The 18,562-nt window shown below is 66.7% G+C and carries 17 protein-coding genes; 6 read left to right on the top strand and 11 right to left on the bottom strand.

The features are described 5' to 3' along the window. Window positions 1-12: 12 nt before the first annotated feature. The 4 genes from iolG to F4X41_01350 all read right to left on the bottom strand — a co-directional run bounded on the left by iolG (window position 13) and on the right by F4X41_01350 (window position 3,948). A complete protein-coding gene (gene iolG / locus F4X41_01365; protein ID MYB15676.1) occupies window positions 13-1,008 on the bottom strand; it encodes an inositol 2-dehydrogenase in 996 nt (331 codons plus the stop codon). Between the two features lie 87 nt (window positions 1,009-1,095). After that, on the bottom strand, window positions 1,096-1,482 hold the full coding sequence (locus F4X41_01360; protein ID MYB15675.1) for a 4-carboxymuconolactone decarboxylase: 387 nt from the start codon (window positions 1,480-1,482) through the stop codon (window positions 1,096-1,098). A gap of 138 nt (window positions 1,483-1,620) precedes the next feature. Next, complete coding sequence (locus tag F4X41_01355; GenBank protein MYB15674.1) at window positions 1,621-2,994, bottom strand: ammonium transporter; 1,374 nt, start codon at window positions 2,992-2,994, stop codon at window positions 1,621-1,623. Between the two features lie 138 nt (window positions 2,995-3,132). Further along, window positions 3,133-3,948 (bottom strand): SDR family oxidoreductase, encoded by an 816-nt coding sequence (locus tag F4X41_01350; protein ID MYB15673.1) that lies wholly within the window; start codon window positions 3,946-3,948, stop codon window positions 3,133-3,135. A 269-nt stretch (window positions 3,949-4,217) separates the two neighbouring features. Between F4X41_01350 and F4X41_01345 the strand changes: the two genes are divergently transcribed. Then, window positions 4,218-4,886, top strand: coding sequence for an RraA family protein (locus tag F4X41_01345; protein ID MYB15672.1), 669 nt, complete (start codon window positions 4,218-4,220; stop codon window positions 4,884-4,886). Window positions 4,887-5,004: 118 nt separating this feature from the next. Here the strand turns inward: F4X41_01345 and F4X41_01340 are convergent, their stop codons facing one another. The 4 genes from F4X41_01340 to F4X41_01325 all read right to left on the bottom strand — a co-directional run bounded on the left by F4X41_01340 (window position 5,005) and on the right by F4X41_01325 (window position 11,926). Continuing rightward, window positions 5,005-9,153 carry a DEAD/DEAH box helicase gene (locus F4X41_01340; GenBank protein ID MYB15671.1) on the bottom strand — a complete coding sequence of 1,383 codons (4,149 nt, stop codon included), beginning with the start codon at window positions 9,151-9,153 and terminating at the stop codon, window positions 5,005-5,007. A 68-nt stretch (window positions 9,154-9,221) separates the two neighbouring features. Then, window positions 9,222-10,400: an L-rhamnonate dehydratase gene (locus F4X41_01335; GenBank protein ID MYB15670.1), complete on the bottom strand. Its 1,179-nt coding sequence runs from the start codon at window positions 10,398-10,400 to the stop codon at window positions 9,222-9,224. A gap of 9 nt (window positions 10,401-10,409) precedes the next feature. Further along, complete coding sequence (locus F4X41_01330; protein ID MYB15669.1) at window positions 10,410-10,823, bottom strand: cupin domain-containing protein; 414 nt, start codon at window positions 10,821-10,823, stop codon at window positions 10,410-10,412. 86 nt (window positions 10,824-10,909) lie between these two features. Continuing rightward, window positions 10,910-11,926, bottom strand: a complete 1,017-nt coding sequence (locus F4X41_01325; protein ID MYB15668.1) for a Gfo/Idh/MocA family oxidoreductase — start codon at window positions 11,924-11,926, stop codon at window positions 10,910-10,912. 206 nt (window positions 11,927-12,132) lie between these two features. Here F4X41_01325 and F4X41_01320 point away from each other — a divergent pair, with 206 nt between their 5' ends. The 4 genes from F4X41_01320 (at window position 12,133) to F4X41_01305 (ending at window position 16,278) form a co-directional block, all read left to right on the top strand. Next, window positions 12,133-13,731 carry a leucyl aminopeptidase gene (locus F4X41_01320; protein MYB15667.1) on the top strand — a complete coding sequence of 533 codons (1,599 nt, stop codon included), beginning with the start codon at window positions 12,133-12,135 and terminating at the stop codon, window positions 13,729-13,731. Then, on the top strand, window positions 13,728-14,444 hold the full coding sequence (locus F4X41_01315) for a hypothetical protein (GenBank protein MYB15666.1): 717 nt from the start codon (window positions 13,728-13,730) through the stop codon (window positions 14,442-14,444). The genes F4X41_01320 and F4X41_01315 overlap by 4 nt, the downstream gene beginning before the upstream one ends. Continuing rightward, complete coding sequence (gene trpS / locus F4X41_01310) at window positions 14,441-15,448, top strand: tryptophan--tRNA ligase (protein ID MYB15665.1); 1,008 nt, start codon at window positions 14,441-14,443, stop codon at window positions 15,446-15,448. The genes F4X41_01315 and trpS overlap by 4 nt, the downstream gene beginning before the upstream one ends. 95 nt (window positions 15,449-15,543) lie before the next feature. Continuing rightward, a complete protein-coding gene (locus F4X41_01305) occupies window positions 15,544-16,278 on the top strand; it encodes a hypothetical protein (GenBank protein ID MYB15664.1) in 735 nt (244 codons plus the stop codon). A gap of 104 nt (window positions 16,279-16,382) precedes the next feature. Here the strand turns inward: F4X41_01305 and F4X41_01300 are convergent, their stop codons facing one another. Both F4X41_01300 and F4X41_01295 read right to left on the bottom strand, forming a co-directional pair. Continuing rightward, on the bottom strand, window positions 16,383-16,751 hold the full coding sequence (locus F4X41_01300) for a metallopeptidase family protein (GenBank protein ID MYB15663.1): 369 nt from the start codon (window positions 16,749-16,751) through the stop codon (window positions 16,383-16,385). Window positions 16,752-16,779: 28 nt separating this feature from the next. Continuing rightward, window positions 16,780-17,226, bottom strand: coding sequence for a hypothetical protein (locus F4X41_01295; GenBank protein ID MYB15662.1), 447 nt, complete (start codon window positions 17,224-17,226; stop codon window positions 16,780-16,782). 80 nt (window positions 17,227-17,306) lie between these two features. Between F4X41_01295 and F4X41_01290 the strand changes: the two genes are divergently transcribed. Beyond that, on the top strand, window positions 17,307-17,585 hold the full coding sequence (locus F4X41_01290; protein ID MYB15661.1) for a GYD domain-containing protein: 279 nt from the start codon (window positions 17,307-17,309) through the stop codon (window positions 17,583-17,585). Between the two features lie 56 nt (window positions 17,586-17,641). Here F4X41_01290 and F4X41_01285 read toward each other — a convergent pair whose 3' ends face one another. Continuing rightward, entirely contained in the window at window positions 17,642-18,514 is an 873-nt protein-coding gene (locus F4X41_01285) for an SMP-30/gluconolactonase/LRE family protein (GenBank protein MYB15660.1), read from the bottom strand. Between the last annotated feature and the right edge of the window lie 48 nt (window positions 18,515-18,562).

The following is an 18,562-nucleotide window of genomic DNA, read 5'->3' as shown; positions in this document are numbered from 1 at the left end:
AACAGGTCCCGGTCAGACCAGTTGCACCGCCACGGGTTGGCCGGTTTGGCTTGAGGTCGTGGCCGCGTCGGCCAGCAGCAGCGCGTTGAGCCCGTCGGCCCCGGTTGGCGACTTGAAGTCGCCGCTTTCGATGCCGTCGGCGAATTCGTCCAGCTCCAGTCGGTAGGAGTCGGCGTAGCGCTCGACAAAGAAATTCGGCGGTGGATCGACCCGCGTGTCGCCGGCGCCGGCGACGCTTACGGTGTTGGAGGACACGTTGTCCAACAGCAGTTTTCCGTCTGATCCGTGCACCTCGACCCGCTGGTCGTAGCCGCCGGCGTTGCGCCGTGAGCAGTTGATGTGGCACAGCTTGCCGCTGGCGGTGCGCATGATCACCATCGCCGAATCGACGTCGCCGGCTTCGCCAATCGCCGGATCGATCAGGACCGATCCGCTGGCGTAGACCTGGATCGGTTCCTCGCCGAGCAGCCAGCGGGCGATGTCGAAGTCGTGAATCATCATGTCGCGATACAGCCCGCCCGACACCTTGACGTATTCGGGCCAGGGCGGTTCGGCGTCGTGACTGATGATGCTGACCATCTCGGTCGTGCCGATCCGGCCGGCGTCGAGTTTGGCTTTCAGTTCGGCAAAGTTCGGGTCGTAGCGGCGGTTGAATCCCATCGCCAGGCGCCCAGAGTGCTCATTAACCACTTCCAGGCACTCGCGCGCGCGGCCCGAATCGAGATGAATCGGTTTTTCACAGAACGCGGCCTTGCCGGCGCGGACCGCGGCCTCGATCAGCTCGGCGTGGGTATCGGTCGACGAGGCGATCAGCACCGCCTCGATCGAATCGTCGGCGAATATCTCCTCCGGGGTCACCACCGAACAACCCAGGTCTGCGGCCAACGCGTCGGCGGGCGCCTGGACCGGGTCGGAGACCCCGACCAACTCGAACCTCGAGCTGGCGGCCAGATTGGGCCCGTGCACCTGTCCGATGCGGCCGGCCCCGAATTGTGCGATCCTGATCACTTTGCTCCCCTTCCCAACGCTCCGATGGTGCCGCGGCGTCGGGAATCCGGGCCGCGACGCCCCTGAATATTCTTGGCCATTCCGAACCTAGCCGGCTCGGGAGTCTGCTTCGGCCAGGACCTCGCGGATGACCCGGGTGCCGTCCAGCGCCGCTGGGGCCCCGCAGTAAACGGCGACCTGCAGCATGATTTCGCGCAATTCGTCGCGGGTTACGCCGTTGTTCAGCGCCCCGCGCGCGTGCAGCCGGAGTTCATGCGGCCGATTCAAGGCCGTGAGCATTCCCACGTTCAGCAGGCTGCGATCCCTCCGCGTCAGCCCCGGTCGGGTCCAGATCGTGCCCCATGCGTGTTCGGTTATCTGTTCCTGCAGGGGCCGCAGGAATTCATCCGCCTCGGCGATCGAGCGGTCCACGTACTCGCGGCCGAGAACCTCTCGTCGAACCGGCAGTCCCCGTTCGTACAACTCGGAGGGCATTGCGCATCCTTTCGCCTATGGGACTTCCCTCAGTCAAACCGAGCGTAGCGCCCGCCAGCCTCCAGGACCAGGTTGCCCCGTCTGGGGGTACGCACCCCGACAGGGCTGGCCCCTCGGAGCGCAACGTCCGCGGCCCGGTTATTCGTCGAAGTTTTCAGGCATGAGCACGAATTCGGGGTAGGCCTCCATGCCCAACTCGCCGCTGTCCTGGCCGATCTGCTCGACGTCCCGCGAGACTCTCGCACCGATGGTCAACGACAGGATCTTCCAGATCGCCAGCGAGGCCAGGAAGACGAACGCCCCGATCGAAGCCACGCCGGCCAGCTGGGCCAGGATGTCGCCGGTCCCGAAGATCGCCACCGCTATGGTCCCCCACACCCCGGCGAAGAGGTGGGCCGGGATCGCGCCTACGACGTCGTCGAGCTTCACCACCTCGAGCAGCTTCAACCCGCCGGTGCAGATCAGAGCGCCGATTACTCCGATCAAAACCGCCCAGTAAGGCTCGGCAAGGTCCGGTCCGGCGGTGATCGAGACCAACCCGGCGATCGCGCCATTGAGGCCCGCGAAGAGGTCGATCCGGCCAAACACCAGGCGCGAGACGGCCAGTGCCGCCATAACCCCGGCCGCCGCCGCCAGATTGGTATTGACGATGATTTGGCTCATCGCCACCGCGTCCACGGCCCCGCCCAGGGCCAGCTGCGAGCCGCCGTTGAACCCGAACCAGCCGAGCCAGAGGATGAAGACGCCCAGGGTCACGTTGAGGATGTTCGACGGCGGGGCGTTGCGCACCGTGCCGTCGCGGCGGAATCGGCCCAGCCGGGGACCGACGATGATCACCCCCGCCAGGGCCGCCCAACCGCCGGTGCTGTGCACGATCGTGGAGCCCGCGAAATCGGTGAAGCCGAGTTGATAAAGCCAGCCCTCGCCCCAGGTCCAGGCGCCCACGATCGGGTAAACGACAGCGGTCAGCAGCAGCGTGAACACGAAGAACGACCACATCTTCACCCGTTCAGCCAGCGCGCCGGAGACGATCGAGGCGGCGGTCGCCACGAACACCATCTGGAAGAACCAGTCCGACATCCGCGAGTAGCCGTTCTCGACCACGCCCGCCAGGGCATCGGCTTCGCCGGCCAGCAGCGCCAGCTCGTCGGCCGAAGGACCGTACGTCAGCTTGAACGAGCCGATCACGTCGACGACGTCGACGTACATGAGGTTGTATCCGATGAAGTAGTAGGAGAGGCCGGCGATGGAGTAGATGCCGATGTTCTTCAGGCAGATCATTGCGGCGTTCTTGGTCCTGACCGACCCCGATTCGAGCATCGTGAAGCCGGCGCACATCCACATCACCAGCGCGCCCCAGATCAGGAAGGAGAAGGTGTTCAGGACGAATTCGGTCTCGGTGTCGACGGCGGCTGCGACCGCGACCGGCAGCGCCGCCAGTAACGCGACCCCGGCAAACGCCGCCAACGCCAGACGGCCCTTCCGAATGTGCTTGCTACTGAACGCCCGCATCAGCAATCCCTCTCCCGCGGTTCAACCAAGCGCTTCCCGATTTCGGATCGGCCGCCTAGGCGGTTTGCGCCCAATCCGATATTGCCATCCGCGCCGGTCCGCCCCCGGCCCGACGGGGCCTCGCCGGCGTGCAACCGTTCAATACCCGGTCGCGACTCCGCCGTCGAAGTTAATCGCCTGGCCGTTGATGTACGACCCGGCCTTGGTGCAGAGGAAAGCGATGAATTCGCCGGTCTCGTCGCCGTCGGTGGCCCGCCGAAGCGGCACTCGTCGATCGACCATTTCGTCCCAGCGGCTGGTGCCAAGGTCCGAATCCCAGCGCGAGGTCGCGGCAAGGCCGGGACACACCGAGTTGACGGTGATGTTGTGAGCGCCCAGCTCCCAGGCCAGCGACGCGGTCAGCGCGTTGAGCGCGGCGTTGGCGGCCGCATAGGCCGAGGCGTTGGCCTGGGGCCGCTTGCTGGCGATCGACGAAACGTTGACGATGCTGCCTCCCTCGCCCTGCTCGATCAGGGCGCGGGTGACCGCCTGGGCGCAGAAGAAGCTGCCCAGGACTTTCACCTCCATCACCAGGCGGAGCTGCTCCTCGGTCAATTCAACCAGCGGCACTCGGTCGTCGCCCTTGGGGGCGGCGGCGTTGTTGATCAGGAAATCGACCCGGCCGAATTCGTCCAGCGTGTTTGCAACCAGGCGTTCGACTTGATCGCGCTGCGACACATCGGCCACCAGCGGCAGCGCGCGGGGCCCCAGGGCGCGGACTTCGTCGGCGACGCTCTCCACGTCGCGCCAACCAATCTCCTGCTCATCGGATGGGAAAGTGCTTGGATCGCGACCGGTCCCGACGGCCACGATCGCGCAGCCGCGCCTGGCCAATCCCACCGCCGCGCCCCGGCCGATGCTGCGCAAGCGGCCGGCACCGGTTACGATCGCTACCTTGCCGTCAAGTTCTGCCATCTGTCGCGGTCCCCGCTAAATCCCGATCCGGCGGCGCTCGGCCGTGCGCCAATTTAACCCGGCGCCGGGTCGATCAAATCTGCGGACCGACCTGATCCCGCCCTCGCCTCCGCCCGGATTGCGTTCATCGGAACGCAATCGCGTCACCCGCATCCTGGCGATGTGGCCGCCCTCCGATTCAGCGCGCGACTCCAAAATCAATCGCGGGAGAGAGCCGTCGTTCGGCCCGAGCCGGCTCGTTTCCCGTGAACCACGGGAGGAAGCTGTCAATGGCAGACGCGCAAAGGCCTGAAATCGAACTGACGGACCGCCTGCGGTCCTGCTACAGCGGAGCCGTCTACGATGCGATGCGCGACCTCGGCCTGGCACCTGCGGTGCTCCCAAGCGCCATACGTCCGCTGGATTCTGGATTCGCGCTGGCGGGCCCGATCTGGCCATGCGAGGGCCGCCCCGACCAATCGGCCGATGACCACGAAACTTTACTCGGATGGACCAGGCTGCTCAGCGCCGCCCCGGCCGGGGCGGTGGTCGTCTGTCAGCCCAACGACTCCTCCATCGCGCACATGGGCGAGCTCTCCGCCGAAGCGCTGCGGACCCGCGGGGTTTTGGGGTTTTTCGTGGACGGCGGTTGCCGGGACACGGAATTCATCGTCAACCGCCGTTTTCCGGTCTTTTGCCGTTACCGGACACCTTCCGACGTGGTCGGCCGATGGGTCGTCGAATCGCTTGGCGAGCCCATCAGGATCGGGGAAGTAGACATAAACGCAGGAGACTTCCTGCTCGCCGACATCGACGGCGCGGTGGTGATACCGGCCGGCGCCGTGGAAGCAGTGACCGAGTCCGCCGAAAAGCTGATTTCCACCGAAAGCGAAATGCGCCGGGCGATCCTGGCTGGCATGGATCCGAGTGAGGCGTACCTCAAATACGGGGTTTTTTAGCGCCGCTTGGAGGTTTTTGCAACGGATCCGATTTCAGCCGCGTGATTTGGCGCACCCGGTGCGGTCCGGGCGAACTTTTCCAAACGATGGGGGCCCGGCGCGTCGGCCGAGGCTCAAATCAGGACCGGTACCGCTCCGCCGGTGAGCGGTCGAGGTAATCGGCTAGATTCGCCGGGTCGTCGGCGCCCGGCGCCAACTCGACGGACGGGCTGGTTCTGCGCTGACGGCGCAATGCCTCCAGTGCCTCGGGAAGCGCAAACTGTTCGCCGGTCAGCCCGGACACGAAGCGTCCGCCGCGAATGGTGCCCCGGGCCTCCATCAGCCGCAGCCGCCGCAGCAGCAGGCGCCAGGGAACGCGCCAGCGTTCCCGGGTAGCCAGCTCGCGGAAAACGACTCCATAGCGTTCGAGCAGCACCTCGGCAATTCCGTCCAGCACCGCTTCCTCGTCCGGCGGCGCCGTCGCCGGCAGGATCGCTGCCCAGCGGCCCGGCGGCCAGGCGTCGTTTAGCAGTCCCTGGCGCCGGCCGGCGAAGTTGCCGCGACGCAGGCGGCGTGCCAGCTGTCGATTGGACAGCGCCCGGATCGAGGCGTAACCGTCGGAATTGACGAGCCCCGCGGCGACCAGTTCGAGCAGCCGCCGCTCGACGTCCTCGGGCAACCGCCCGCTGTGCCCGATGAGGTCTTCGAAAAACAGCGCCCCTTTTTGGCGCAGGATCTCGAAGAGCTCCCGGGTGCCATCGGTCAACCCGTCCAGCGGGTCTTCGGACCCGCGGGCGGCCGCCAGCAGCAGCGGGAGCTGCCGCCGCGGCATCAAGGCGATACGGGTAGCTCGCGTGGCCGACCGCCGGCTCGGTCCGGACCGTCCATTGCCCGGAACGCTCAAGCGCAGCCAGGTGACCTCGCCGGCCAGGCACAACTCGTCCAGCAGGGCGGGGTCGTAATCGCTGACCCGGGCCGGAAGCAGCTCGCCTTCCCAGGCCGGCGCCGGCGCCTCGTAACCCTGCAGGCGCAAGATCGCCCGGCGCAGCCCGGCCCGCCCCTGCAAGCGCGTATCCGGTCCCAGGAACTGCCAGTTCATCAGGAAGCGCAGGAAGTCCTGGCGGGTGACCGGGGCGATTTCGGCGCGCAGCCGCGCCCGCGTGCGGCGGTGAATCCGGGCCAGCAGCTGGCGGTCGCAGTAGGCCTGACCGTCGCCTTCGAACTGGCCCCGCAGGACGTGACCCAGGCCTTCGATCTGGGTCAGACCGATTTGGGCGTCGACTTCCGACAGGCCGGTTCGTTCGGCGATCTGGGCCGGGGTCACCGGTCCGCATATCTCGCAGTGTCCCCGCACCGCGCGGATGCGGACCTCGTCGGGGCTCTCGAAGGCGGCCAGGGCCCGCTCGGGAATCCCGCCCAGATCGACCCCGGCCTCCGGGAACAGCGCCCCTACCATGGCCGCCGATTCGGCGGCGAACCAGAACTCGGCGCCGTCTAGCTGCAGCCTCCGCGCGCGGTTGGCGGCGACCAGCTCGTCCATGAGGTGCGACCACTGCTCCAGTGCGGAAACCCGGACTATCACCAGGCTGAAGAGAAGCTCGTGCAGTTCGTCGCAATCGCGCGGGTCGGGGGCGATCTCGGCGAGCACCTGGGCGATCGCGGCCGGATCAAGCGCCCCCAACTCGCGCTGCTCGAGCGGGAGGACCTGGCGCAGCTGGACCGCCCGCGAGCGGCGCTCCTCGAGCGGCGCATCGTCCAGAAATGTGAACGGGCGGCCGTTGATGATTTCGTGCGACATCGGCGAGGGTTCGGTCACGTCGCGGGCGTGCAGGCGAATCTGGCCGGACTCGATGCGGCGCATGATCTCCTCCAGGCCCTTTACGTCGTGGGCCTCGAACAGGCAGTCCTCAACGGTCTGATGCACGAGGACGTGATCGGGGATCTCCAGCGGTCCGGTCACGTTTTCCTGGCAGCCTACCTGCTCCGGGAACACCGCCGCCAGGAGATCGTCGGCGCGCATCCGCTGGATCGGCGGCGGCACGCGGCGCCCGTTCTGGAACCGGCGCACGAAAAGCGCCCGGGTCGCGTTCCAGCGCCAGCGGGTCGGGAAAAGCGGGGTGTAGAGGATCGCCTGCCTGAGCGAGGGTCGGGCGTTGTCGGACGTGACGTAGGAAAAGGACTCCTGAAGCGGGAAGGAATGCTGGGGACCGAGCGAAAGCAGGATGCAGTTGTCGTTGGCGGCGGCCTGCAGTTCGAAGTCGAAGCGCACGCAGAATCGCTTGCGCAGGGCCAGCCCCCAGGCCTTGGTGATTCGCTGGCCGAACGGGGCGTGCACGACCAGCTGCATACCGCCGGCCTCGTCGAAGAACCGCTCGAACACGACGTCGGTATCGGTGGGCACCAGCCCCAGGCCGTCGCGGGTGGCGCGCACGTAGTCGAGCAGCAATCCCAGCGCGGCTTCGGTCAGCCCGCAGTCCTCGGCCAGTTTCGTACGGGCCGAGTTGCCCTCATCGAGCGCCTCCGCCAGGTCGCCGCGCAGCCGCGAGACCTGATGCGAGAGCTCGGGCGTGCGGCCCAGCCCCTCGCCCAGCCAGAACGGGATCGTGGGCGGGGCCCCGTGGGCGTCGGCGACCCGCACGCGCCCGGATTCGACCCGCAGGATCTTCCAGGAGTTGGTCCCCAGGATGAATATGTCGCCGGCCATGCTCTCTATGGCAAAGTCCTCGTTCACGCTGCCCACCACGGCCTCGTCGGGTTCGGCGACTACCAGGTAGTCGCCCTGTTCGGGGATGGTTCCGGCATTGGTTGCGGCCACCATCCGCGCCGCCCGGCGCCCGCGCACGGTTCCGTTTATCTGGTCGCGGTGGATCAGCGGGTTGCCGCGTCCGCCGCCGGATCCCAGGCCCTCGGACATAAGCTCCAGGACCGAATCGAATTCGGACCGGGTCAGTTCCTGGTAAGTGCCGGCGTCGCGGAACAGGGCGAACAACTCGTCTTCCGAACACGACCTGGCCGCCGATTCGGCGACCACGTGCTGGGCCAGAACGTCCAGCGGCCGCTCCAGCAGTACGACCCGGTCCAGGATGCCGGCGCGGGCGGCGCGAACGATTGCGGCGCACTCCAGGACGTCGTCGCGCGAAGTCGGCAGGAGCCTTCCCTTGGGAATCAGGTCGATCGCGTGGCCGGAACGACCGATCCGCTGCAGGAACGCGGCGATCGACCGCGGTGACCCGACCTGGAGGACGAGGTCGATGTGCCCGACGTCGATTCCCAATTCGAGCGACGCGGTCGCCACCAGGGCGCGCAATTGACCGGCCTTGAGCCGCTGTTCGACATTCAGGCGGCGCTCCTTGGCCAGCGATCCGTGATGACTGGCGACGACGTCCTCGCCGAGGCGCTCGGCGAGATTGAAGGCCACCCGTTCCGAAAGCGACCGGGTATTGACGAATACCAGCGTCGTGCGGTGCTCGTTGACCAGGTCGGCGACGCGGGCATAGAGCGCGGCCATGTACTCGCCCGAGGCGACCGCGCCCAGCTCGACGTCCATGACCTCGACCGCCAGGTCAATCCGGCGCTGGTGGCCGAAGTCCAGGATCCGGCAGGGGCGCGGCCGGCCGGAGTCGTATCCGCAGAGGAACTGGGCGATCTCCGACAGCGGCTTCTGGGTGGCCGAGAGACCGATTCGCTGCGCCCGCCGGCCGGTCAGGGCATCAAGCCTGGCCAGCGAAAGCGCCAGGTGCGAGCCGCGCCGATCGCGCGCCAGCGAGTGGATCTCGTCGACGATTACGGTCCGCACGCCGGAAAGCGCCTTGCGCCCGCGCACCGATCCGAGGAGCAGGAACAGCGATTCCGGGGTCGTGACCAGGATGTGCGGCGGTCGGCGGTAGATCGCCTCGCGGTCTTTCTGGGTCGTATCGCCGGTGCGCAGGCCGACCCGGATTTCGGGCATCGACCCGATCGCGTTCGGGTCGCCGGCGCGCATCTCCCGGAGCGGCTGGCGCAGGTTGCGGGAGATGTCGTTGGAGAGCGCTTTGAGCGGGGAAACGTAGACGATCTCCACCGATTCGGGTTCGGGCCGCGCCGGGATCTGTTCGGCCAGCTCGTCTATGCCCCAAAGGAAGGCGGCCAGGGTCTTGCCCGACCCGGTCGGTGCCGCCAGCAGCACGTCGTCGCCGGCGGCAATTGCCGGCCAGGCGGCGGCCTGGGAGTCGGTCGGAGCGGCGAACTTGGACTCGAACCAGGCGCTGACCGCCGGATGCTTGAAATACGCTGCCGAACTGTCGGTCAAGGGTTCAACTAAGAGCTTTCTCGGGGCCTAGTCGAATATATGTGTTTTCGGCAAATCGGCCCGTCTGGTTACCCGAACGAGACCTGGTGCTCGCGGATAAATTCCTCGTTCAGCTCCCAGCCGAAACCCGGTTCGTCGGAGAGTTCGATGCAGCCGTTAACGGCCTCGGGTTCGTTGCGCAGCGCGCCCCAGACGTATGAATTCCCGGTCAGCGGGTAGCGGGCCGGGAAGTACTCCCCGATCGGGCAGCATGTCTTGGCCGTGATCAGGTGGTAGGAGTGCAGCCAGCCCTGGTGCGGGCAGACCGCCCGGTGATGGGTCGCGGCCAGGGCGCAGATCCTCAAGACCTCGGTGTAACCGCCGACCCGGTTTATGTCCGGCTGCAGAAAGTGCACCCCGGCGTTGATGAAGTCCAGGTAATCAAAGCGCGTGCGGGCGTGCTCGCCGGCGGCAATCGGGATGGGGCTGTAATCGGCCAGGCGGCGATGCCCGTCGATATCGTCGGGCGAGAGCGGTTCCTCCAGCCAGGCGATGTCGTACTCGGCGATGGAGTCGATCATGCGCTTGGCGTAGGGCAGATCCCACTGGATGTGGGCATCCACCATGAACTGCACGTCCGGTCCGATCGCGGCCCTGATCTCGCGGACCACTTCCACCTCGCGCCGCATCCCCTCGGGGCCGTGCGCCGGATTCATGGTGAAGAAGTACTTCATCGCCTGAAAGCCCGCCTCGGCGTCGGCGGCGGCCCGGGCGACGGTGTTCTCAAGTCCGGCGTTGTTGCGCAGCAGGCTCATGTACAGCGGAACCCTAGGCTTGCTCTTGCCGCCGATCAGGTTGTAGACGGGCTGACCGCATTCCTTGGCCAGGATGTCCCAGAGGGCGAGGTCGATCCCCGACATCGCCATGATCACCGCCCCGCGCAGGCCGTACTGCTGGGTCTGGTGGTACATGTGGTCCCAAAGGGCCTCGATCGCCAGCGGGTCTTTCCCGATAAGTAGCGGCGCCAGGTGCCCGCTGATGATCGAATCGGCGGCGATGTTGAAGCCGCCGACCGTCCCCAGCCCGGTGATGCCGGCGTCGGTTTCGACCTCCACGACGGTCAGCGCGGCCGGTTCGGGCAGGGTGAAAGACCCGTCCCGGAACGGCCCGGAACCGCCCAGCGCGGCCGGCGCCGGAGGGTCGAATATGGCGCGCGATTCCTTGTTCGGCGCGGCCAGGGTCCGGGCGCGGATGGCGATGATTTTCATGCCTGGTCTTTATCCCTTGCTGCCGGTCTGCCGGTCGCTGGCCGAGAGGTGCTTGAACGTCTCGCCGGTCTCGGTCACCGTGCGGGTAACGTCGGCATCCCCGTATACCCAGAGGATCCGCATCTGCCCGGAGCCACTGTTGTAGAAGCGGTGCGGGACGCCGGCCGGGATCCAGGTGGTCGACCAGGTGCGGACGGCGAATTCCTCTCCGTCGATTACCGCGGTGCCCTCGCCCTCGATCACGGTCACGCACTCCTCGACGTTGTGCGAGTGCATAACCACCCCGCCGCCGGGCGGGAATACGGTCATGCCGGTCGACATCTGCCTGGCGCCGGACCACTCGCCGAAGAACGGCAGGGTGCTGATCCCGCTGCCGCGGGTGACGCCGTCGACCTCGTCAGCATGGGTTATCTGGCCGCGCATGGGGCAGCTCCTATCTGGATCGGATTGGACGTTCGGGTTCGGGTTGGCGCGATGATCTCGGCACCGAAGTATTGCCGAAATGTGACCTAGCGGCCCGGCTGCGGCGGGAGGCCCACCTTGCGTTCCAGGCGGGCCGATTCGCGCAGGGCGTCCAGCACCCGCGCCTGGGCGATCGCGTCCCGCTGGTCGAACGGCAGTTCGGCTTCCCCGCGCACCGCGTCGGCGAACGTCTCGAACTCGGCCCGGTAGATCAGGTCGGCCTGGAAGTGCTCGACCCGCTCGACGTCGCTCCGGTTGGCGCGAACGCTGATCGTGCCCGGTTCGCCGGCCGAGATCACGAACTGGTCCAGCACCATCCGCCCGTCGAACCCGATCACCTCGATTTGCTGGCTTCCGGCGTCCTCCATTGAATATGAGATCAGGGCGGTCGGGCCGCCGGGGAACTCGAGGATTCCCGAGCCCGACATGTCCACGCCGAATTCTTCGTCGATGTGCATCGAAGAAAGCACCGCGACCGGCTCCGCGCCGAGCAGGAAGCGGGCAGCCGCTACGGTGTAGCAGCCGGCGTCGGCCAGCGCGCCGCCGGCCATCTCGGGGTAGTGGCGGATGTTGCGCGGCGACCTTGGGACGTTGAACGAGAAACCGGCCTTCACCGTCCAGATCCGCCCGAGCTCGCCGGAGGCGATGATCTCCCGGGCGCGGCGGTTGCGGGCCGCGAACCGGAACATGAACGCCTCGCTGAGCAGCACCCCGTTTTTTTCGCAGGCCGCCGCCATCTCCCGCACCTGGGCGGCGTCATCGCCCATAGGTTTTTCGCAGAGCGAGTGTTTGCCGGCCTCGGCCGCCTTGATCACCCACTCGGCGTGCAGGAAGTTGGGCAGCGGATTAAAGACCGCATCGATTTCCGGGTCGGCGAGCAGCTCCTCATAGGAGCCATAGGCGCGCGGAATTCCGTGATCAGCGGCGTAGGCGCAGGCCGTATCGAGGCTGCGGCTGGCGATCGCGACCGGTTCGACTTTTTGCGAACCGACCAGTTGATCATGCACCCGCAGCGAATAGTGATAGGAGGTCGAGATGATTCCGAAACGCAGTTTTCGGGGCATGATGGGGCGATGCCTAGCGGGTTGGGAACGAAACTGTCCGCCTGCATTTTTGCGCACGGCGGCGGCGCGGCGGACCGATTGTGGGAAGGGCGCCGGGCGGCAGGAACGGAAGCCTTGAATTGAGCGTTTCGGATCTTCCGCGGGCGCACCCGATCCGCCCGACCGACGACCGGTCGTAGCCGCGGGCACCCCTAGAATCTTTATCCTTGCCCGCCCGCCGTGGCTGCGCGCGATCCACGCCCCATCTTGCTAAGAAGGACCCGGCCTTGCAGACGTTGCTTACGTCCGGCGACATTTGCGCCACCGACGCCGACACGATCATCGTGAACCTGTTCGCGGGCGTGACCGCCCCCGCGGGTGCGACCGGCGCGGTTGATGCCAGGCTCGGCGGCCAGATTTCCAAGGTCGCGCGGCTGGGCGACCTGAGCGGACGGGCCAACCAGGTCCTCACGCTCTACCCCGGCCCGGAATTGACCGCCGACCGGGTCGTGGTCGTCGGGCTCGGGGACGCCGCCAAGTTCAGCGCCGAGGCCGCCGCCGAAGCCGCTGCGGCCGGGGTCGCTGCAGCCGCCAAAGCCGGGTCCAAGCGGGCCGCGATCGTCGCCTTCGGGGCCGGCGTCGGCGGGTTGTCTCCGGCCGCCGCGGCCGAGGCCACGATCCTGGGGGCGCGGCTGGCGGTCTACCGCTTCGACAAGTACAAGACCATCCGCGCCGACGACGATTCCGACCCCGAGCTCGCGACCGTCGAGCTGGTCGAATTCGACGCCGCCAGTCTCGATGAACTTGCCAAGGGCATGGCTGCCGGCAACGCGATCGCCGACGGGGTGATCCTGGCCCGCAACCTGCAGAACTCCCCGCCCAACGACATGACGCCCGGGGCGATCGCCGAGGCCGCCCGCCAAATGTCCGAAAGCGAGGGTCTCGACTGTTCGACCATGGACCAGGATCAGATGCGCGCGGCCGGGATGGGTTCGCTGCTGGCGGTGGCCCAGGGATCCGAACAGCCGCCGCACCTGATCACCATGATCTACGAGCCCGATCAGGCTGCGGCCGGCACCCTGGCGGTGGTCGGCAAGGGCGTGTCGTTCGATACCGGCGGTATTTCGATCAAGCCCAGCGCCCGTATGGAGGACATGAAGTTCGACATGTCGGGGGCCGCGGCCACGATCGGCACAATGCTCGCGGTCGCCCGCCTCAAACCCGCCCTCAAGGTGGTCGGCATCGTCCCGACGGTCGAGAACATGCCGTCCGGCCGCGCCCTGCGGCCGTCGGACGTGGTCACCGCTTCCAACGGCAAGACGGTCGAGATCGTCTCCACCGACGCGGAGGGGCGGATGATTCTGGCCGACGCGCTCTGCCACGCCCAGACCTTCGAACCCGACGCCATCGTCGACATGGCCACCCTCACCGGCGCGGTTGTGATCGCCCTCGGACACTTCGCGACCGGGATGATGGTCACCAGCCCGGAGTTGGCCGACCGGCTTTCGCGGGCCGGCGACAAGGTCAACGAACGCGTCTGGGAACTGCCGCTCTGGGACGAATACGAAGAGAACATTAAGGCCAAGACCGGCGATCTGGACAACACCGGCGGGCGCGCCGCGGGCTCGATCAACGGCGGAATGTTTCTCAAGCACTTCGCCGGCCAATACCCGTTCGCCCACCTGGACATCGCCGGTACTGCCTACGAGGGCAAGAAGACCCCGCTCTGGCAGGGCGGCGGCAAGGGGGTCGGGGTGCGCCTGATCACGCAACTGGTCCGTGATTGGCCGGGCCCGCTGGCCGGGGACGCGACTACCGCGCAGTGAAATCGATCTCGGTCCAATGGACGCCCGAGGTCACGATGACTGAGGCCCGGGCGGTAATCGACGGCGCCGCCGGCGCGCTCGAGCACGCCTTCTTGCTGGCCGCCGATACCGGCATCGGCCTGACGCGCCCGCACCTGCGGCCGCTGGGGACCTGGCACATACCCTCGGTCGACAAGGGCTCGCCCTACTGGTCGACCCTTTACTACGTCGAGCAGAGCCTCGATGAGGCCTCGGGGGTGATCGACGGACGCCGTTTCATTGAGACGATCCGCCAGGAACCCTGGCAACAGATGGGGGCCCACTACGATCTGGCCATCATCCACCACGACCTGCACGACGTACCGGAGCGCATGGCCGGCGAGGACCCGTCATTTGCGCTTTCGGCCACCGAACCGAACCTTGCGGCGGTCATATCCGTCAACCGGGTGCGCCAGATCCGGCGCTCGGCCGAGCGCAAGCTGGCGCTGGCCCGGCTGGCCATGCACTCGCTTGGCCACATCATGGAAGCGGTTCCCGCCGGTCGCGAAAACGCCGAGCTTTCCTGGGGCGACTGGCACTGTCTCAACGATGCCTGCGTAATGCGGCACGCCCCGACCGTGGAAACCCTCCTAGACTTTGCCCACGCCGAAGACGAATACGATCCCAGCTATTGCGACGATTGCTCGGACGCGATCTTCGAGCACCTCCTCGCCAACCACTTCATTCCCAATTGACTGACCAGCCCGCCGAACCCCGCGCCCGCGTCCTGTCCGGGATACAGCCGACCGGAAACATCCACATCGGCAACTACCTGGGCGCGATCCGCCACTGGGCGGCCAACCAGGACCGGGCCGAAAACTACTTCGTAATCGTCGATCTGCACGCGCTCACCGTCCCGCAGGACCCCCAGCTGCTGCGCGCCAACATCCGTGAAGTTGCCGGGATCCTGATCGCGGCTGGAATCGACCCCAAGCGTTCGGTCCTCTTCCAGCAGTCGCACCTGTCCGCCCATGCCGAGATTGCCTGGGTCCTGAACTGCTACATCCCGCTGGGCTGGCTCGAGCGCATGACCCAGTTCAAGGACAAAGCCGGCCAGAACCGCGAACGCGCCTCGACCGGGCTGTTTACCTATCCGGCCCTGATGGCCTCCGACATCCTGCTCTACGACGCCACCCACGTCCCGGTCGGTGACGACCAGCGTCAGCACCTTGAGTTGACGCGCGATGCGGCCGAGCGATTGAACAAGCAACTCGGCAAAGGCACCGTGGTGGTCCCGCAGGCGGCGATCCCGCCGAAGGCCGCCCGAGTCATGTCGCTCACAAACCCGGCCGCCAAGATGAGCAAGTCCAACCGGGACCACTCCGGCGAGGTCATGGTCCTGGACGACCCCGACCAGATCCGGCGCAAGGTCCGCCGGGCGGTCACCGATTCGGAGAATTCGATCCGATTCGACCCGCAGCGTCCGGGGGTCTACAACCTGCTTTCGATTTATCAGGCGCTGGACGGGCGGGCCGAGGACGAGATCGAAGCAGAATTCGACGGGCTCGGATACGGCCAGCTCAAAGACCGCGTCGCCGACGCTCTGATCGAGACCCTGCGGCCGTTGCGCAGCAGGTACCTCGAGTTGACCCGCGAACCTGGCCGGCTCGATGCGCTCCTGGCCGCCGGCGCCGAACGGGCCGGACCGGTCGCTGATGCGACCCGGGATCGAATTTACGAGCGGATCGGATTGATCTGACCGTCGGCGGCGTCGCTACGATCCTTGGGAATTTGGGACGGAAATACCTAGCTGCCGGATGCCGGCTTGGCCGCGCAGCCGCCGCCGTATTGATCGTGGCGGCGCTGCTGGCCGCTTGCGCCAACGAACCGGTGGAGCAGGTAGTCGAAATAGTCGTCCAGAATGGGGCGATCGTGGGCGGGGCGGGGTCGATCTCCGCCCGGCAGGGCGACGCCGTCACCTTGCTGATCGATTCCGACGCCGACGCCACGCTGCATGCCCACGGCCTCCCCGACGTGGTCGCGGTGCGGGCCGGCGAACCGGCCCGGATCGAACTGGATACGACCTATGTGGGCCAGTTCGATGTGGAATTGCACCTGATTTCCGCCGGCCCGGCCGCGATGGCCGGTGATCGAGATTCCGGGGCCGCGATGGAGGCGGGCGCGATGAGCCACGGCGGGGCGGTGCCGGCGCCGTCGGAAATGAGCGTTGCGATCACGCTTACTCCCGATTCGGTGGACGGCCTGAACCTGCAGATTTCCACCATCGGATTCAAGTGGTCCCCCGAAGGCGCGGGCCGGGAGCACGTTGCCGGCGAGGGTCACGCGCACGTGTACGTCGACGGGGTCAAGCGCGCCCGCGCCTACGGGCCCTGGCTGCATCTCTCCGCGCTGGAGCCGGGGACGCGCCACGTCAGGGTCACGCTTAACGGCAATGCCCACGGCGAATACGTGCGGGAAGGCCAGCCGGTCGCTGCTGAGGCCAGCGCCGAAGTGCCCGAATCAAGCTCCGGCGGCGGACACGGGGCCGCCGCCCTGATCGTCGCCGAACTGAGCGTGGCGCCGTCCTGAAAGCGAACTCGGCCCGGAACTGATCGACCGGCGAATGCCAACGCGGCGGATGGGCCGGAAATTGGTGCCCGCGGCGGCGAACAATCGGCCGCCGCCCTAACCGGTCAGCCCACTCCCAGTTCGCCTAGCCGTTCTTCGCCTATCCCGAAATAGTGGCCGATCTCGTGCAGAACCGTGATCCGTACTTCCTCGCGCACCTCGTCGTCGTCGGCGCAAATGGACTCGATCGGATCCTGGTAGATGCTGATCTTGTCCGGCAGCGCGAAGCTGTAGCCGTCGCTGCGGTCGGGCAGCGGGATCCCGTGGTACAGGCCGAGCAGGACGTCGTCCCGCTCGAGCCCGGCCTGTTCCAGGTCTTCCGCGGTCGGGCGGCTTTCAACCACGATCTCGAGGTTTGCGATGCGGGCGCGGAGCCTGTCAGGCAGCGAATCGAGGGCTTCGTCCACCAGTCTGCGGAATTTGTCGCGTTCCATCGCCGCGAGTTTAAGGAGACGGTCCGCGCTAGGGGGTCACCCAAATCTCCACCAGGGCTCCTAGACAAGCCCCGTAGAGGGCGTGGGCGGGAATGCCGAGCTTTAGGACCCGTTCGCGGGTCTTCTCGCTCAATTTCGAGAGCTCCTCGCGCAGTCCCGAAACCGGGTGCCAGATCGCCATCTTCAGAAACACCAGAACGACCGCCAGGCCAACGCCCCACACCCACAGCCAGCTGGTGATGCCGGCCACGTCGACGGCGACGAACGCGGCCAGCGCCCCGACGGTTGATCCATAGCCAAAGTGGAGGACGATCCCCAGGATCGTCATGGCCAGCGTGTTGTAGTCGGCCCCCAGGGTCTTGCCCAGGATCATCGCTGACAGGCGGGTTGTCTGGTGGGGATCGTAGGTGGAGACAACCGTCATCATCACGGTAGCCAAAAAACCTGCCAACAGTCCGGCGAACCAGGCGTCCAATTCAGGGCCCTTCCTGCGAGATCGCCGTATGCTTGTTCGACATCAGCGTCCAGCCCGGCTTGCAAAAAAGGTTCTTATCCATGCAACGATACGTTGTCCTTGCAAAATTCACCGACGCCATCGACCAGAAGACTATCGCCGAGGGCACCCCGCAGATCACGGCTGTGTGCGAGAGCCACGGTGGCAGCGTCGTCGACGCATACCTGACCATGGGCGCCCTGGACATCGTTCTGGTGCTCGACTTCCCGGGCAACGGCGAGTGCGCCGCGGCGATGCTCGAGTACGCCCAGAAGGGGTTGCTGACGACGCAGACCATGCCGGCGTTTTCCGCCGCCGATTGGGCCGACCTGGCCGGCTGAACTTAACCGGCCGGGGACGCCGGGCGGCTATTCCGCACGGGCAATCGCCGATTGCCCTAACCGGCGAAAGTTGCCGCCGGTCGGCCTTTGACGCCGGGTCGACAGACGAATAGTCCGCCGGGGCCGGTCTCGGCATCGAGTTCGGCCGGCGAGAGGTTCTTGGCTGAACTGGTGATGTAGAGATCCATGTAATCGTCGCCGCCGAACGCGACCGACGTGATCTGGCTGGCTGGCATCTCGATCACCTCCATAAGGCTGCCCGCGGGCGAGTAGCAGCGGACCGCGCTGCCCCCGTAGAGGGCCAGCCAGAGGTTGCCCTCGACGTCCACCGTCATCCCGTCCGGCCACATTCCCTCTTCGACCTGGACCAGCGGCCGCCGGTTGGTGGCGACCCCGCTCTCGAAATCGAAGTCGAACACGTCGATGTTCTGGGTCGGCGTGTCGATGTAGTACATCAGCGAGTTGTCAAGACTCCAGTCGGTGCCGTTGGAAATGGTCACGCTGTCCAGGATGGTGGTGACCGAGTGGTCGGGGTCGATTCGGTAGAACTTGCCCGCCCCGGGGGCGTTCTCGGCGTGGGCCATCGTGCCGGCCCAGATCCGACCGGCCCGGTCGCACTTCCCATCGTTCATGCGCGTTACCGGATCGTCGGCCTCGATCGCGCAGATCTCGGTCAGGATGTTCGAGTCGGACATTCCGAAGAACCCGTGCTGGGTCCCGACCGCGTACCCGCCCGAGTCGCGGATCAGAATGCAACCCGGCATCCGGTCGCCAAGGTCGATCGCCAGGTCGGCGCCGGTGTCGGGGTCGTAGTGGTGCACGGCGCAGCCGGGGATGTCAACCCAGACCAGCTTGCGGGTGCGTTCGTCCCAGACCGGACCCTCCCCGGTGCCGGCGCGTGCGTCGACTATCAGTTCTACCTGGGTCATGGGTTCCCTCCAATTGGATTGATCATCTTGCTCCTGCGGTCAGTCAGA

The organism is Chloroflexota bacterium, from assembly GCA_009840625.1.
GTDB lineage: Bacteria > Chloroflexota > UBA11872 > UBA11872 > VXNJ01 > VXNJ01.
This window is presented reverse-complemented; position numbering and strand designations above follow the sequence as displayed.